Here is a 16,950-nt window from a genome sequence, read left to right as displayed (position 1 = left end):
AGAATCAAAAGAGACTGTTACAAAATATAATGTCAGAAAAGCGTGAGAAATCAAGGTTATGATTTCTCACGCTTTTTTGTTTTGAGCAACAAGCCCTAGTCACGCGATTCAAACTAAATATTGGATGCTTCCTTCAAAAACGATTGGAGTGCCTCGAAGAATCTTTTGCCGTATTTTTCAAATTTTACTTCGCCAATTCCACTCACACGTCGTAAGCCTTCAAGCTCCATTGGCTTTTGCTCGCATAATTCTCGTAATGTTTTATCAGAGAATACCACAAATGGTGGTACTTGTTCCTCATCTGCAATCTGTTTTCGCAATGCTCTTAAATGCTCAAACAGCGGATCATTGTCTGCCAGCTTACGGACAATAACAGCTTCTTTTCGCATAACCTTGCGATTGCCAAGTAAAACCGCCTTGCCTTCCTCTGATACAAAGATCGTTGGATACGTACCGTGCTTAACGGCTAGTAATCCTTCCGCGATTAAAAATTCAATAAAACTAGAGACATCTTTGGAAGAGTACTGCCCTTTTAAAATGCCATAAGTTGACAACCGTGCAAAGCCAAATTCCGTCATCTTTTGATTTTTGGAGCCAATTAGCACCTGAGCCACCATTGTCTTGCCAAATTTTTGCCCCATCCGTACGACACAGGCTAGCACCTTTTGCGCATCTTCCGTTACATCCTTGATCTCTCGCCCATCATTACAATTACCGCAACGACCACATGGCTCTCCTGCCTTATCACCAAAATAGAGGAGAATTGCATTTTGTAAACATCCCTCTGTATGACAGTAATCCACCATCGTTTGTAGCTTTACTAGTTCCTGGGTAATTCGGGATTCATCCTGTGTCTGTTCAATTAAGAAGCGCTGTGTTTGAACATCCCCTGATGCATACAGAAAAATGCAGGCACTTGGTAAACCATCGCGTCCTGCACGCCCTGCTTCCTGATAATAGCTTTCCATATTGCGTGGCATTTGATAGTGAATAACGAAACGTACATTACTCTTGTCTATCCCCATGCCAAAAGCGTTAGTCGCCACCATAATACGCGCCTCATCTTTTAAAAAACGTTCCTGCTCTAACATGCGCATCTCCTCTACTAGGCCAGCATGGTACTTTGCAACAGATTCTCCAGAACGACTTAAGACATCATAAATTGCATCCACAGCCTTTCGTGTGGCAGCATAAATAATGCCCGCTTCCTGCTTGTTCTTTGTGAGGTAATTTTTAATATAACGTTCTTTGTTTTCACCGATCAAAACTGAAAAGGCTAGGTTATCTCGTGCAAACCCTGTAATTACCGCTGATCGCTCGTCAATCTCTAATAACTGTCTAATATCCTCACATACAGCTGGTGTTGCTGTTGCTGTAAGGGCTAAGACTGTTGGCTTTTGTGGCCACAATGTAAATAATTTTTGGATCGCTCGATAACTTGGTCTAAAATCATGTCCCCATTGAGAAATACAGTGGGCTTCGTCTACAGCTAATAGCGGTACTGACAAATAAGAGAGTGCCTGTAAAAATGCAGCACTTTCCAATCTCTCTGGTGCAATATAAAGCAGCTTTAAATAACCTGCACTTGCAAGCTGCATTGTTTCATTCACTTCTTGTACAGATAGGGTACTGTTAATATAAGCTGCTGGAATATTTGCCGCACGTAATGCTTCCACCTGATCTTGCATCAGAGAGATAAGAGGGGATATCACAAGCGTTAAGCCCTCCAGCATAAGAGCTGGAATTTGATAGCAAATTGATTTGCCCCCTCCTGTTGGCATTACACAAAGACTGGATTGTCCTTGTAATGTTTGCTGAATAATTTGTGCCTGTCCATTACGGAATGAATCATAGCCAAAATGATGTTGTAGCATTTGTCTTGCTTGCTCCATCCAACTTTTCACTCCTCAGTAGTTAGACGAATAAGCTTATACTCGCCCTGTTCATTTTTTATCATTTCATAAAGCATCTTCGAATTTGCAAGTGCCTCCTGACCTGCAGAATTCGTCAGTAAATATTCTGTTTTTGCACGCACAACCAAACGCTGATTTATCACTTTAATGTTTTTTATAGTAGTCTTGGAAAAATTAATTTTCGCCTGTTTAGAGGCATAATAAGAGACCATATTTTTCAAAGTATCCTGTAAATCGTCTGCTCCAACAATAGATTCCATTACACTAGCGTCTTGAATATCGACAGCTGCCTTTAAATGCTTATGAAATACATCTAAAAATTGCTTAATTTCATCTTCATTATAAGCAAAAATATTTTTTCCATACTTTTCAATCACCTGTGTTACAGCAGCTTGATCCCCCTGTTCTATATAGGGGTACAAATTTTTAGATTGAGATAGTCGATCACTAACCCTCATTCCTTCCTCAATCCACTCATCTACTAGTTGAGTTATGTCTTTAAATGGCAATATGTATGGCTGTGAAACTTCGTTTTGCTGACGATTAAAGTAGATACCTACAAATTCACCATTCTCTGCCTCCAGTACAGGACTCCCTAGGGGTAATGGTTGTTCTACATCTATATAATAAGCAGCGACTTTATCACTATATTTATGGATAATGTGTGGCAATCCATCGACATAAACCGAAAGCTTATTTAAATCTCCCCTATATACTGTTGGTACCTTTACAGAAGTTTTATAGGATACTTGTAAGATGGCGATATTATGTGCTGTAGACATATAATGCACAGTCGCTTCCTTAAGCTTATTATTCGCAAATTCAACGAGGGCAATTGGCTTAGAGGCTACGAGTGCCCCATTTGTGACTATATAAAGCTTATCTTGATCCTGCCTAACAATAAGTCCTGCACCAATACCGTTTTCACCAACAACTTTTACCTCTGGCACTATTTTCTCTTCCTGCTTTGTTACCGCTTTTTCTGATTTTGTCTCTGCTTTTTTTGTCTCAAACAGTTCTGCCACTGTTTGATTACTACAGCCTGTTAATAGAATAGCTGTCGCACCCAAAATGAGCATCTTCTTCCGCATAGCTTCACCAATACTTTCTTTCAGCTTCTTTCATTATCTATCATAAACAAGGTTTATTTACGTTTCAAGTTTACATAATAATATTATTATGTACGTTATATTATAAACATATTGGCTGCTTCTTTTAATCAATTCCTTGTACCTATAAAAATTGTTTCTTTTAAAACTTTGTTATGAAAATTGACTTATAAATCGTAGCAAAAATAATTTTTAAAAAAGACATGCTTAAACAATTTCGCATGTCTTAGAGAGAACTTTTCTTTAAACGATAAGTTGTTGCCATAATGGCAAGCATAATGATCATGAAAATAGCAAAAGTCACTGTATGATTACCAGTAATATCATAGCAATAGCCGATTACAACTGGAATGATGGCGCTTATTATAAATCCGCCAGACAACACCATAGATGACCAACTATTCGCCTCCTCATTCGTTTCTGCCTCATCCAATGGCAATAATAGTCCAATTGGAAATAAACCACTTAATACGATACCGATAATAAACACCGCCATTAATAGCAACGTACCTGAGCCTACCCATAATAATGCAAATCCTAATATGCCTAAAACACCTAAGGCAAAAAGCCAAGCTATACGACTTGTCCATTTTTCCATTAGTATCGGAACTACTATGTTGCCAATCATTTGTATAAAAGACATCAATGTTAAAATGGAGCTTGCTTCACCAAGTGAATAGCCCTTATCCTGCAAAATTGGTACCAACCATGACATCACTGAAAAAAATAGTGATGTTTGTAAGCCAAAATAAATTAGAATTGTCCAAGCTCTGCAGCTTTTCCATGGATTTCGTATTACATGTTCAGACTTTTCATCTTTCCTTGATAGCTCCCGCTCCTCTTTTTGTACTAACAGAAACCACATTATCAGAGCGCTGAGTGCTAGAATTGACCAGCTACCTAGAGCTATCGTCCAGCTGCCATCAAAATGACGATAAAGAGTTACGGTTAGTGCTGCACTCAGTGTTGCGCCTGTTCCTATTCCAAATGAATAAATTCCGACAACTGTAGTGAAACGATTCGGAAATTTCTTCTTGATGTAGGCATTTAGCATTGGACCAATGATCGCAATCGCAAATCCTGCAAGAAAGCTTGTAACTACAAGTAAACCATAACTTTCTTTTAAAAAACGTAATCCATTTGCTAGGGCAAGAAGGAGAATTAAGAGTGTAATAGCTGTTTTCGTGCCCAATTTTTTTTGTAATGGTACAGCGATGGGTGCAAAGATCCCCATACAAAATACTGGTATAGATGTTAAAAAACTCATTTTCGTATTAGATATATGTAATGATTCTAATAAAACATTATAGAGTGGTCCAATGGCGGTTACTGCTGGACGCATATTGAGGGCAATGAAAAAAATACTTACAACCATTAGCACCGAGGAAGCCTTCCATTGCTTATTTATCATATTTGTTTAACCTTCTCTCTAATCTATAAATTTTACCATTATTGTCAGACCTCCGATTTCTTTCTATTCCCTTTTATCATTTTTTCCAGTACTGGTCAATTTAAACAACATCTACCACAGTGTAGTAGATGTGCTTCATTTACATTTTCTTTGGTGCTGCAATACCCAATAATGCTAATGATTCTTTTAAAATGGTAGCAACGCATTGACAGAAAGCTAATCGTGAGCCTCTAATATGATCCTCAGCTACTATTTTATTTTGGGCATAGTATTTATTAAATAAACGAGCTAAGTGTAAGGCATATTTAGCAATTTGTGACGGATCCGCCTGCTCAAAGGCATTGGAAATTACTTTTGGAAACTGTTCTAGTAGTAAAATAACTGGCCATGCTTGGTCACCCAACTTTTCAAAAGATACTTCATTGCTTTGATCATTAATTTTTTCCAAAAGGGATGATATACGTGCATAAGTGTATTGAACATATGGACCTGTTTCCCCTTCGAAATTCATCATTTGCTCAAGAGAAAACTCTATATCATGTAAACGATCATTTTTCAAATCATTAAATATAACCGCTCCAACACCAACTTGATAGGCAACACTATCTTTCTGCTCTAGCTTTGGATTTTTTTCCTCAATATTGCGTTTTGCTGTAGTAATCGCTTCTTCCAGTACCTCACCTAGTAGAACTATTTTGCCTTTACGAGTTGACATTTTTTTACCCTCTTTTAGAATCATCCCAAAAGGTACATGCTGTAAATCTTTTGCCCATCCATATCCCATTTTCTCTATAACCCTAAATAGTTGATTAAAATGTAGGGACTGTTCATTGCCAACCACATAAAATATTTTTTTAGGGTCATAGTGCTGTTTACGATAGAAAGCAGCTGCCAAATCACGAGTCGCGTAAAGTGTTGCACCATCTGTTTTAGTAATTAAACAAGGTGGCATATGTTCAACTTCCACAACAAATGCCCCATCAGATTTTATAAGTAGCTCTTTTTCTTCTAGTTCCTTGACAACCGTTGCCATTTTGTCATTGTAGAAGGCTTCACCATTGTATGAATCAAAGTGAATTCCAAGAAGTTGATAGATAGTATTGAATTCCTCTAATGATGCATCTCTAAACCATTGCCATAGAGCTAATGCCTCTTCATTCCCATCCTCCAATGCTTTAAATGCAGCTCGTGCCTCTTCATTAAGGGTTTCATCCTGCTCTGCTTCTTCATGGAATTTCACATAAATTTTTAATAATTCTTCAATCGGTGCATTCGCAATCGCTTGTTGATTGCCCCATCGTCTATAGGCAACAATTAACTTACCAAATTGTGTTCCCCAGTCTCCTAAATGGTTGATACGAATTGCTTGATAGCCATTTTTTTCGGCAATATTAGCTAAAGCGTTGCCAATTACAGTAGAACGTAAATGCCCCATAGAAAATGGCTTCGCGATGTTAGGAGAAGAAAAATCAATAACAATATTCCCTTTTGATTCCTGCTGACTTCCATATAAATGTTGTTCTACTAATATTTTAGTAAGCACCTGTTTTGTAACGATTGACTGATTAAAAAATATATTGACGTATCCTCCTATTACTTGAACATCCTTTATGATTTCACATGTCAAATTGTTTTTTATCTCTTCAGCTATACTGTGAGGTGATTTTCTACATGTTTTAGCAAGAGTAAAGCACGGAAAGGCTACATCTCCTAGCTCCAATTTTTTTGGTTTTTCTAATAAATGTTGAATTTCTTTCTCTGTAAGCTGATCCTTTAATACAACAGCAATGCTTTTGGCTATTTGTTCCTTCATGTTCATTTCATCTTCCTCCTCTAAAAAAATTAAAAAAGCTCCCGTCTCTAATAATAGAGACGAGAGCATAGTTATCCCGTGGTACCACTCTAGTTGTCATTCCAAATGACCACTTTCCATTGTTAACGAGGTGACTCCCCGATATTCTCTACTACTAATTCGAGAACCTTCTCCAAAGTGCGTTTCATTTACGGCTTCTGCATTAGGCTTCCACTATCCCTAATTCGCTTTCCAGTTATCCATAAACTACTCTCTTTTTCATTGAATTTAACTGTAATTTCAAAATATTTTACAGTAGCTATAAATGAAAGTCAACGTTTGGTTTTAAGAATACTTAGTAAGTTAGCTTGTATTCTGTTCCTCTCTTGATGCTATTAAAGTAGCTTATTCACACGCAAAGGAATTGGATATCATTAAAAAGATAAAACCGGTGCTATGTGGTACTCGTCTAATATATGAACAGGAAGGAGGTGTGAAGATGGAGGAAGTGATATCTATCAGTGGATTATCGCGAAATCAGTTGATTGAGGAGCTTATGACTGATTATGGTCAGGAAGTTCTACAGCTTGTTTATACATATGTACATGATGTCGCACTTGCTGAGGATATAACACAAGAAATTTTTATCAAATGCTATAAGGCATTATCCACTTACCAGGGAAATGCTAGTTTAAGGACTTGGTTGTGGCGTATTGCTATCAATCATTCAAAAGACTATCTAAAGAGCTGGTACAAGAAAAATGTGGATGTCACTGAAACGAATGTCTTAGCTCAAACATTAGAAACGGGAGATTTGCTTGAGCAAGTTGTAAAAAAAAGTGAGGATGAAGCATTATTTGACTTAGTGATGGCACTTCCTATCAAGTATCGTGAACTTATTTTCTTATATTACTTTGAAGAATACTCGGTACAAGAGATTGCCTGTCTCCTATCGTTAAATAAAAATACAGTCAAGACAAGACTTCGTAAAGCACGTTCTCTGTTACAAAAAACATTAGGAGGGAATCCATTTGACGGAATCACGTTTTAAAGAAGCTATGAAAAATCAATTTCAAAAAGTGCAGTTTACAGAGAGGCATCGAGAAATTATACGTAAAGGGATTCAAGTAGAATTTTCGGATCATGTGCTGTTATCAATGCTGCAAACGATGCGCTCAGGATATGAGCTCATACAACTTCTCTATGCAAAAAACGAAGAAGTAGTTCATTTTAATGAGGGGATGATTTATGCTATGCTACATCGCCTCGAACAGCAAAAACTCATTGCTAGTAAATGGCACGAAAATGAAAAGCGATATGTTCTTTCACATAAAGGGATTAAGCTACTGACAAAGCTCAATAGAGAAAGGTATGATCTCCCTTCCATTCAGCAATTATTGAAGGAGGCACGTTATGCAAACGATTAAGCAATTTATTCAACATATAAAGGGGCATATCCGTAACAAGGAGGCACATGATGCGGTTGATAAGGAGCTTACCTATCATTTAGTGAAATCGAAGCAAGCCTGGCTGGAAAAGGGATATAGCGATATAGATGCAGAACAACAGGCTGTGCGTGAAATGGGTAATGCTACAAAGCTTGGTATATCACTTAATCAGATTCATCAGCCAAAGATCGATTGGCTCCTCATTATTCCATTTTTGCTAGCGGCACTTTGCAGTTTCTTACCGCTTCTATCAGCTGAATTCTTGTTAAGAGATTTTATTATCCGCAATATCGTGATTGTTGGTGGTGGCATTGCTGCAACGATTGTCTTAATGCGGCTCGATTTTCGCAAGTTAGAGCGCTATTCCATGCTTTTTTTTGTACTTGCATGTGTACTATTTCTCATTATTTTAAATGGTAATCAGGTGATGAATGGTGTGATCTTTTTCAAAGTTGGTCCTCTTGAGCTTAAAGGATGGATGACATTGCCGCTCTTTTTAATTGCGTTTGCAGGGCTTTTCACTAAACAAAAAAAATCTTTTTGGTTACTGCTTACTCTTTATTCTATTGGTGTGTACTTCTACATTCTTTTGCCGGACATTTCATTATTCTTTACATACACAGCAATCGTAGCCTCATTATTTTATGCAAGCAACTTTTCTCGTAGGCTAAAGCTAGTATGTACTGTTGCTTTCAGTTTCCTGTTTATATGCGTAATCGGCTACTTTTTAATTGCACCATTAAAACCATACCAACTTACTCGAATGCAGACTATTTATACACCAGGATTAGAAGATGCCTCTACTATCATTTATATTTCAAAAATGATGAAACAGCTCACATGGTTTGGTACTAGTAGTCAACCATTTGCTAGTGGGGCTCATACTGATTTTGTATTACTGACGATTTTACAAACGTATGGGATTGTTGCGGGGATAGCCATTGTATGCCTTCTCGCCTTCATTATTTACCGTATAGTCCGTACACTTTCCTTCATTCAAAACGAATACGGACGATTATTAATCGTAGGAGGAATTGCCTATATAACAACGCAAATTGTTTATCATACACTAATGTTGTTTGGACTTGTACCAATTATATCAATGCCAATCCCTTTCATTAGCCATGGTGTTTTCCCAATGCTGCTTGGAAGCGTTTCGATCGGCTTGACACTTAGTATTTATCGAAGAAAATCATATATTTGATAATTGGTATTCAATAACATTCATTGGGGGTTGGAGCATTATGAGATTTTTATAGTGTCACTAATCCTTGATTTAATAATGTTTAGACTTTGGAGCATATTTCATGCTATATTATCAAGTCAACGTAAAATAATACTTGAACTTGCATTTCACTTTAGAAAACGGTGACAAAATACACAAAAAGGACTCCCCAGATTTCGGAAATTAAATTTGAAGGTTTCTTCTGCTTGGAGAATGGGGATAAAATTTAACGACCACACAACAAAAAACACTTCCGGCTCATCGTGCAGCTGAAAGTGTTTTTCTTTTGTTCCAATATAAAAAGCAACCACATTTCTGCAGCTGCTTGATTATATATATTAATTATTAAGAGCATGTTTTAAAAGATTAAAAGAAATAGTGATTAAGTTTCAAATTCGACCGATTCATGCTTACTCCCACAATGGATTTCAGTATTTCAACGTTAGGACAATGCGATTGGGCAATAATAGACTAATAACTATTATGTCCACCCATTACGGAGTGGTATTTTTATGCTTTATTTAACGATCGCCCCTCGTTAGCCATCCATGAAGCGCAATAAACAGCACTTCATCACAGAAAATGAAAAGATGGTTAAATTCTTTCATGGGAGTTGAACCAAGGTTTTTTGGTTTCTGCCTAAAAGTCATTATTTAGCGAAGTATCTCTACCTTTATCTTTAGTTTTATATCCATAGGAAACCCTTCTTCTTCTACTAGGTAAGATATGACATAAGCGCCTTCAGGGAATCCGTCAATTACTTTTTAAAACATCCATTGCTACATTTGTTTCTTTATCTAGATTTTGAATTTTGTATAAAAAGCTTTCAGTACCAGTATTTAATAAGGTTATTTTAAATGGACTATCACCAGAATGAGTAAAATAAGATTCACTTTGACCTATTGGAGATGCTATCTCTTCATCAATCGCAAGAGGATAAAAACCTCTTATTGGTACTTCTTTCTCTATATCCGCGACATCTAAGAAAACAGGTTCCTTTTTCACAACTTCTACCACTTCTTCTGATGATCCTTTTAAAGATGGTTCTTCTGTTTGAGAGGAAAATGCATTACATCCTGTTAAAAGTATAATAAAAGTACTTATACAAGCTATTATATAATTTCTCATAAATCCTCCTATGCAAATGGTTAATAACCTTATAATAATACCATAAATTACATATTATTATTTAGCGTAAATTCGCCATCTCTTACTTGATTTGACTACGAATAAATAATATGAAAAACTATCACTATCATACTCCGTTAATTCAATAAGAAAAAAAGAGCATCATACTTAATGATCTTCTACTAAAGACCTGTTAATAACAAGTTAATTTATATCTCCAATATCGTGTAACTTCCAGAGAAATACATCCTTTTATTGATTTCTTAAATCTTTTGTGCAACAACAGCTTTTGAAAATGGAAAAGTATAAAAATAACGCTTTATCTCAACGTCATTGGATACTGAATTCAATAATTCAATGTATTCAGTAGTTTTACTGAAATCAGCAATGACTAATCGACCATTTGGCCGTAAAACTCGCCACATTTCAAGGATCGCCTTCTTTCTACCCTCAACACTTTTAATGTTATGAACGACAAATTTTGAGACAACAACATCAAAACTTCCGTCTGAAAATGGAAGATCCCGAACATCAGCGTCTACGATGTCAATTTCTGCCACATTCTCAGCAACCATATTAGCCTGTAGTTTAGATTTTCCATTTCCACCCAAATCCCATTGCGACCAAACATCAGAGGCTGTCACCTGACACCCCCTTTGAGCTGCAGAAATAGCTAAAAGCCCACGACCCGTTCCAATATCTAGAAGCTCATCACCTGATTTAGCTTCGGCAAGGTTCAAAATCACATCCCTTTGCTTTATTTTAATCATTGTTGAATAAATAAACATCCATAAACCAATCAGAAGACATATCAAACCATAGCTCAATCCATATACATTGATAGCTACTCCGAACACATTGGCTAACGTAAATATCAAACCGACAATAATCAAAAAAGCAACCCAAAATGGAGCATCAACCCCATAACGCATCGTAAATTTCATCTGTCTCAATCCCTTTCTTCCTACTAGGTAACAACAAAATAGTTTTATTATAAATTTTCACAAAATCCCTCCCAATAGTTTTTTTGTCTAATTATGTATATTTTATATAGAAAATACAATTAAAAACCCTACCCATTTGAGTAGGCCTAAAATTGTTATTTACTGTTTCGTCTTTGTTGAGTCGTAATGTACAACCCATTAAACAGTCAATGGTCTTAGTACCATTCTGTAAATCCTTTTTGTATTCCACAAAAAAACACCTACCAAAGTAAGTGTTTTGATAATGCCATTTTGAATTAGTGCTCTGTACTCCTTATATGCTATTAACACTCCACATTTTCTAGAAGCTCATCTTCTTTGGGAGGTCTAACAGAATCTATAAATCTCTTTTCAGGTGCACCAAATTCTTATACTTGTGCTTGATGTAAAGGAACATTATTTGGACAATCACTCTATCTGGCATGTCTTGTGCCACAGCAACATATTGCCAATAACAAACTTCACAAATATCATAGTCACCCTCAAATGTAAAATACCCACAAGAAGGACATTTTTTTATTGTCATTTTTATCACCTTTTCTATTTTGGGGCATATAGTTCAATCTGTTTTAACCAATACATAATTTATCTTCTGGTTTAAAGTTAATATTCCTCAAATAATTCCAAATTCATTGGTTGCAGTGTCATATCTAAAATATGTTCCTTCCTTAAATACAGAAGTTTGAGTGATGATGTGGGAGGTTTTTCTATTATTTAGTAACAGTTTATAGCTGGGGCAGGAACTGGGGCTAATCATTAAATTAAATGATGCTAAACCTTGGTTTAATAATGTTTATAGACTATGGAACATATTTCATGCTATACTAGAGCCATTGTGAAAAAAGGAGGAACTTGCATGATTCAAGTAAGTAATGTAGGTCTTCGCTATGGCGATCGTAAACTATTTGAAGACGTAAATATAAAATTCACACCGGGGAATTGCTACGGTTTAATCGGGGCAAATGGTGCTGGTAAATCAACATTCTTAAAAATTCTTTCTGGTGAAATTGAAGCACAGGAAGGTCATGTATCAATGGGTAAGGACGAACGTTTATCTGTCCTTAAACAAAATCACTTTGAATACGATGAGCATACAGTTCTTGATACGGTCATTATGGGTAACAAACGCCTATATGATGTGAAAACTGAAAAAGATGCAATTTATGCAAAGGAAGATTTTAGTGATGAGGATGGCATGCGTGCAGCTGAGCTAGAAGGTGAATTTGCAGAGCTAAACGGTTGGGAAGCTGACTCAGAGGCAGCAACATTATTAAACGGTTTAGGCATCTCAGATGATCTTCACTATATGCTAATGGGCGATCTTGAAGGCTCTGATAAAGTCAAAGTATTACTTGCACAAGCACTATTTGGTCAGCCGGATGTTCTATTACTCGATGAGCCTACCAACCACCTGGACTTAAAAGCTATCCAATGGTTAGAAGAGTTTTTAATTAACTTTGAAAATACTGTTATTGTTGTATCCCATGACCGTCACTTCTTAAATAAAGTGTGTACACATATTGCGGATTTAGACTTCTCTAAAATCCAATTGTATGTTGGGAACTATGACTTTTGGTATGAATCTTCTCAATTAGCGCAAAAAATGGCGCAAGACCAAAATGCCAAGAAAGAAGAGAAAATTAAAGAATTACAAGCGTTTATCGCTCGTTTCTCTGCAAACGCTTCTAAATCAAAACAGGCAACATCTCGTAAAAAAATGCTGGATAAAATTGAGCTAGATGATATTAAACCATCAAGCCGTAAATACCCATTCATCAACTTCCAAATCGGCCGTGAAATTGGGAATGATGTATTAACAGTTGATGGACTAACAGCAAGTCAAGAAGGCGAAACGTTATTTAAAGATATTCGCTTCTCTATGAATAAAGAAGATAAGATTGTTTTACTTGGTAGCCCAATGGCAAAAACAGCGCTTCTTGACATCTTAATGGAAGAAAAGGAAGCGGACGCAGGTACATTTAAATGGGGTGTGACAACTTCTCAAAGCTACTTTGAAAATGATCACGATAAATATTTTGAAGGCTCAGAAAAAACATTAGTGGATTGGCTTCGTCAATATTCTCCAGATGATGAAACAGAAAGCTTCCTACGTGGCTTCTTAGGTCGTATGCTGTTCTCTGGCGAAGAAGTGAAAAAATCCCCTTCTGTACTATCAGGAGGAGAAAAAGTACGTTGTATGCTATCTAAAATGATGCTTGCAACAGCAAACGTTATTTTACTAGATGAACCAACGAACCATCTGGACCTTGAATCGATTCAGGCATTAAATGAAGGACTTATGCGCTTCAAAGGGGCGATGCTCTTCACATCACATGACCATCAATTTATCCAAACAATTGCGAACCGTGTCATCGAAATCCGTGAAGACGGCTCGATTTTAGATAAGCAATTAACATATGATGAATTCTTAGAGTGGAAAGTTAGCCAAGGCTTAAGCTAATTCCACGTTTAAAATCCTCTACCGTAAGCCTTGGTAGAGGATTTTCTTGTTTATTTAAAATACCATTGAAGAGCATTCTTATAAAGGATCTTATCAGCAGCCTGTTCATCAAAAAGCTGTTGAATCAATTCAATATCTGCATATTCAAAAGGTCGTTTTGCTCTAGTAGATGGTAAATCTGTTCCAAACATAAGCGCATCTGGATTTACTTCATAAATCGATTTTAAAGTATTTTTAACATCCAGTTCCACACGACCAAAGCCAGTCGCTTTTACATGTACGCCTTTTTCAACCAGTCTTAATAAATGGGGTAGACCTTCTTCCGATAATCCTAAATGATCAATAGAAATGGCTGGTAATTCTCCAATCGTCAATGCAATCCCTGGTAGCTCTTTTGCATCCATATAAAGTTCACTATGCCAGCCCACTAAATCATAAACTCTTCTGGCAAAGGTATCTAACTTTGATAGATCTTCTGAACCTCCTCGTTTAATATTAAACCGTAATGCTCGTACCCCGTTGTTATGTAAATGAATAATTTCATTATCAGTCACTGTAAAAGGCAATTGAGTAACGCCGCAAAAAGCTGGCCCCATTTGAGTCAATGCTTTCAACAAGTATTCTTGGTCAAATCCTTGAAACGATCCTGATACAATCGCCCCACCCAAGACGTTGAATTCAGTAGTTTCATTTTGATAATCTTCGACAATAAAGTTTGGAGGTGTGTATCCCTGGTTTTCTTTTATCGGAAAATCAAAATCAATAATATGAAAATGTGCATCAAAAATTCTCATCTGCCATCTCCCCTTCTATAGCTAAATTTAACACATCATGAACATAAGCATAAATATAAATTTTCACTACAATACCATAAGAAAAACTTATTGACGAATGACACATAAAAAGATGGCATGAACATCCAATTTCATACCATCCTTTAATGAATCATCTATTTTTTTGACTACCTATTCCTCAAACTTTTTAAAAGCCAATACGGCATTATGGCCGCCAAAACCGAAGCCATTCGACAAGGCTAGATTGACTGGCTGATGTATCGCCTCGTTTGGCACATAATTTAAATCACATTCTGGATCTGGTGTTTCAAAATTGATTGTTGGAGGTATAATACTGTCCAAAATACTTTTTAAGGTAATGACAGCTTCTATCCCTCCAGCTGCCCCAAAGAGGTGACCTGTCATAGATTTTGTAGAACTTACCTTTAAGTGATAGGCATGTTCACCAAAAACGCTTTTTATTGCCCTTGTTTCAGATTTATCTCCCTCTGGTGTACTAGTCCCGTGTGCATTAATATAATCAACAGCTGACAAATCAATATCAGCCATTTTTAAGGCTAGATTCATCGCATTTGCCGCTCCTGTAAAATCAGGAGATGTAATATGATAAGCATCTGTTGTTACGCCATACCCTACAATTTCACCGAGAATTGTTGCACCTCTTTTTTTCGCATGTTCATATTCCTCAAGAAATACTACACCTGATCCTTCTGACATCACAAATCCATCCCGATGGCTGTCAAATGGACGACTTGCCTTTGTTGGCTCATCGTTCCTTGTAGACATGGCTTTCATACGAGAGAAACCAGCAAAGCTAAGGGGATTAATTGGCGCCTCTGTTCCTCCTGCCAAAATCCCATCTGCATAACCATGTCTAATATTTAAGAAAGCCTCTCCAATTGCTTGATTCCCTGTTGCACAGGCTGAAACTGGTGAAAAGCTTGGGCCTTTAAAGCCCGTTTTTATCGCAATAATACCTGCGGCCATATTGCTAATCATCATAGGTACCATAAAGGGAGAAACCTTACGTGGACCATTATCCAGCATGTTTTGATGATTGGCTAAAATAGTATCAATGCCTCCAATACCTGAGCCTATATAAACGCCTAAACGAGTTTTATCAATACTCTCCATATCTAAGTTTGCTTGCTCCAAAGCTTGCTGTGCAGCAGCAAGTGCATATTGAATAAAAACATCATATTTACTAATTTCTTTTTTATCCATAAACTGAGCGGCATCAAAATTAGTGATATATCCTGCAATTTGGGTAGAAATAGCAGAAAATTCCTCTGATTGTAGTTTTTTTATTCCTGACTTTCCTTCTATAATATTTGTCCATAAAGCTTGCACTGAATTACCTAATGGTGAGACTACACCATATCCTGTTATTACTACTCTTCGTACCATGAATGACTCTCCTTTACTTTTTCCATGAATTATTGTAAAAGTCCCTTTAATTGGTCAAGCATTTTAGTAAAGAAGCTTTCCCCTAATACGCGCTTATATTGTAGTGCTCCCTTCGTACTTGCTATTAGCATAATGGCAAGCGCCTCCAAATCCTCAGTCGTTTGTAATGAGTCCTCTTGCTTTGCATCTTTCAGTAAATCCACAAAGTAATCGATTTCCATTTGACTGAGCTGTTGAATTTTTTCCTGCATTTGCAATGGTAAATCATTATAATCTGCCTGTAATGCAGAAATCGGGCAAACACCGTCCTGTTCTAGAAATTTGACTCGTTGTAAAATCAAGGCAAAAGGCTTTTCTTCAGCATTTATAGTTGCTTCTTTAATAGTTGTATATGCCCCCTCAAGTCCATTTTGAATCCTTTCGCAAACAGCAATCCCCAAGTCTCCTTTCTTTTCAAAATGGTAATGAATACTTGCTTTTGTGACGCCTAATTCTTTAGCTAAATCATCATAACTAAAAGCTGAAAATCCTTTTTCTTGAATTTTTTTCAAGGCTAATTCGATAATTTGTAATTTACGATTTGTCATGACTATATACTAACTTACTAGTAGGTAAGTGTCAAACAAAAAAACAGCAGACCAAAATATGTTTGTCTGCTGCCTTATATTTTATTGCATTTCCTTTGTCGGTCCCATCACACCTGGCACTGGGAGACCTGCTTGTCGTAGCAGCACTGTCATCTGTCCACGATGATGTGTTTGATGATCGATTAGGGTACGTAATAATGCGCCTCTTTGAGTTGGACCTGCAAAGCCCTTTACTTCCTCGACCAAATCTTCGTCTGATAGCTTTGCTGCTTCCACTTTAATACTATTTGCTATTTTTTCGTAAACCGCTACAATCTCAGCAGCCGTAGCTGGAATAGGATCTTCTTGTCGAATCATCGGCACCTTTAAACCTGCTAAATAACTAAAGTAACCTGCCGCGCCAACTAAATGCCAGCCTAACCAACCAAGTGTACTATGGCCTTCCACGATGCTTTGTCCTAGTTGTCATCCGTTACCGCCTTTAATACTTGAATTGTCCCTTGAGATGCTGCTGTCCAATCATTTAAAAAATCATCTACTAGTCGATACATTATAATGCCCCCCATTTTTGGTAATTTCATTTCTATCATAGTAAATTCCAAACTCTCTTACAAGTTTCTAATATTTAGTTTACATAATAATATTATTATTTATTGGGCTAGAATGATTCAAATAATAATATTATTATGTAA

14 protein-coding genes, 1 pseudogene and 1 other annotated feature are annotated in these 16,950 nt (G+C 36.7%); of the genes and pseudogenes, 4 read left to right on the top strand and 11 right to left on the bottom strand.

Annotated features, from left to right (window positions below):
• Positions 1 to 113 precede the first annotated feature (113 nt).
• The 4 genes from recQ to argS all read right to left on the bottom strand — a co-directional run bounded on the left by recQ (position 114) and on the right by argS (position 6,252).
• Positions 114 to 1,892 carry a DNA helicase RecQ gene (gene recQ, locus B2R82_RS08020; RefSeq protein ID WP_286924367.1) on the bottom strand — a complete coding sequence of 593 codons (1,779 nt, stop codon included), beginning with the start codon at positions 1,890 to 1,892 and terminating at the stop codon, positions 114 to 116.
• 8 nt (positions 1,893 to 1,900) lie between these two features.
• Entirely contained in the window at positions 1,901 to 3,004 is a 1,104-nt protein-coding gene (locus B2R82_RS08015; RefSeq protein ID WP_286924366.1) for a hypothetical protein, read from the bottom strand.
• Positions 3,005 to 3,248: 244 nt separating this feature from the next.
• Entirely contained in the window at positions 3,249 to 4,433 is a 1,185-nt protein-coding gene (locus tag B2R82_RS08010) for a CynX/NimT family MFS transporter (RefSeq protein ID WP_286924365.1), read from the bottom strand.
• Positions 4,434 to 4,572: 139 nt separating this feature from the next.
• Entirely contained in the window at positions 4,573 to 6,252 is a 1,680-nt protein-coding gene (gene argS / locus B2R82_RS08005) for an arginine--tRNA ligase (RefSeq protein ID WP_286924364.1), read from the bottom strand.
• Between the two features lie 46 nt (positions 6,253 to 6,298).
• Positions 6,299 to 6,517 (bottom strand) — a binding site (T-box leader).
• 207 nt (positions 6,518 to 6,724) lie between these two features.
• On the opposite strand from argS, the gene B2R82_RS08000 reads away from it, so the two are divergent.
• From B2R82_RS08000 to B2R82_RS07990, 3 genes are read left to right on the top strand one after another with little or no spacing between them, the layout of a single operon-like run.
• Positions 6,725 to 7,276 (top strand): sigma-70 family RNA polymerase sigma factor, encoded by a 552-nt coding sequence (locus B2R82_RS08000; RefSeq protein ID WP_286924363.1) that lies wholly within the window; start codon positions 6,725 to 6,727, stop codon positions 7,274 to 7,276.
• Positions 7,257 to 7,652 (top strand): helix-turn-helix transcriptional regulator, encoded by a 396-nt coding sequence (locus B2R82_RS07995; RefSeq protein ID WP_286924362.1) that lies wholly within the window; start codon positions 7,257 to 7,259, stop codon positions 7,650 to 7,652. Before B2R82_RS08000 ends, B2R82_RS07995 begins: the two co-directional genes overlap by 20 nt.
• Positions 7,639 to 8,877, top strand: coding sequence for an FtsW/RodA/SpoVE family cell cycle protein (locus B2R82_RS07990; protein WP_286924361.1), 1,239 nt, complete (start codon positions 7,639 to 7,641; stop codon positions 8,875 to 8,877). Before B2R82_RS07995 ends, B2R82_RS07990 begins: the two co-directional genes overlap by 14 nt.
• A gap of 774 nt (positions 8,878 to 9,651) precedes the next feature.
• Here the strand turns inward: B2R82_RS07990 and B2R82_RS07985 are convergent.
• From B2R82_RS07985 to B2R82_RS07975, 3 genes are all read right to left on the bottom strand, one after another.
• Complete coding sequence (locus tag B2R82_RS07985; RefSeq protein WP_286924360.1) at positions 9,652 to 10,026, bottom strand: hypothetical protein; 375 nt, start codon at positions 10,024 to 10,026, stop codon at positions 9,652 to 9,654.
• Positions 10,027 to 10,289: 263 nt separating this feature from the next.
• The gene (locus B2R82_RS07980; protein WP_286924359.1) at positions 10,290 to 10,970 is read right to left on the bottom strand and encodes a class I SAM-dependent methyltransferase; all 681 of its coding nucleotides are present in this window, start codon (positions 10,968 to 10,970) and stop codon (positions 10,290 to 10,292) included.
• Positions 10,971 to 11,346: 376 nt separating this feature from the next.
• Positions 11,347 to 11,535, bottom strand: a complete 189-nt coding sequence (locus B2R82_RS07975) for a CPCC family cysteine-rich protein (RefSeq protein WP_286924358.1) — start codon at positions 11,533 to 11,535, stop codon at positions 11,347 to 11,349.
• Positions 11,536 to 11,865: 330 nt separating this feature from the next.
• Between B2R82_RS07975 and B2R82_RS07970 the strand changes: the two genes are divergently transcribed.
• Positions 11,866 to 13,470: an ABC-F family ATP-binding cassette domain-containing protein gene (locus B2R82_RS07970; RefSeq protein ID WP_286924357.1), complete on the top strand. Its 1,605-nt coding sequence runs from the start codon at positions 11,866 to 11,868 to the stop codon at positions 13,468 to 13,470.
• Between the two features lie 50 nt (positions 13,471 to 13,520).
• Here B2R82_RS07970 and B2R82_RS07965 read toward each other — a convergent pair whose 3' ends face one another.
• The 4 genes and pseudogenes from B2R82_RS07965 to B2R82_RS07950 all read right to left on the bottom strand — a co-directional run bounded on the left by B2R82_RS07965 (position 13,521) and on the right by B2R82_RS07950 (position 16,809).
• Positions 13,521 to 14,264, bottom strand: coding sequence for an amidohydrolase family protein (locus B2R82_RS07965; protein ID WP_286924356.1), 744 nt, complete (start codon positions 14,262 to 14,264; stop codon positions 13,521 to 13,523).
• Between the two features lie 171 nt (positions 14,265 to 14,435).
• The gene (fabF, locus tag B2R82_RS07960; RefSeq protein WP_286924355.1) at positions 14,436 to 15,671 is read right to left on the bottom strand and encodes a beta-ketoacyl-ACP synthase II; all 1,236 of its coding nucleotides are present in this window, start codon (positions 15,669 to 15,671) and stop codon (positions 14,436 to 14,438) included.
• Positions 15,672 to 15,700: 29 nt separating this feature from the next.
• Positions 15,701 to 16,258, bottom strand: coding sequence for a TetR/AcrR family transcriptional regulator (locus tag B2R82_RS07955; RefSeq protein ID WP_286924354.1), 558 nt, complete (start codon positions 16,256 to 16,258; stop codon positions 15,701 to 15,703).
• 81 nt (positions 16,259 to 16,339) lie between these two features.
• A pseudogene (locus B2R82_RS07950) lies at positions 16,340 to 16,809 on the bottom strand (DinB family protein).
• Positions 16,810 to 16,950 lie beyond the last annotated feature (141 nt).

Source organism: Lysinibacillus sp. UBA6686, assembly GCF_002455205.1.
Classification (GTDB): domain Bacteria; phylum Bacillota; class Bacilli; order Bacillales_A; family Planococcaceae; genus Lysinibacillus; species Lysinibacillus pakistanensis.
Note: the sequence above shows the minus strand (reverse complement) of the source record. Positions and strands in the feature narration are given on the sequence as shown.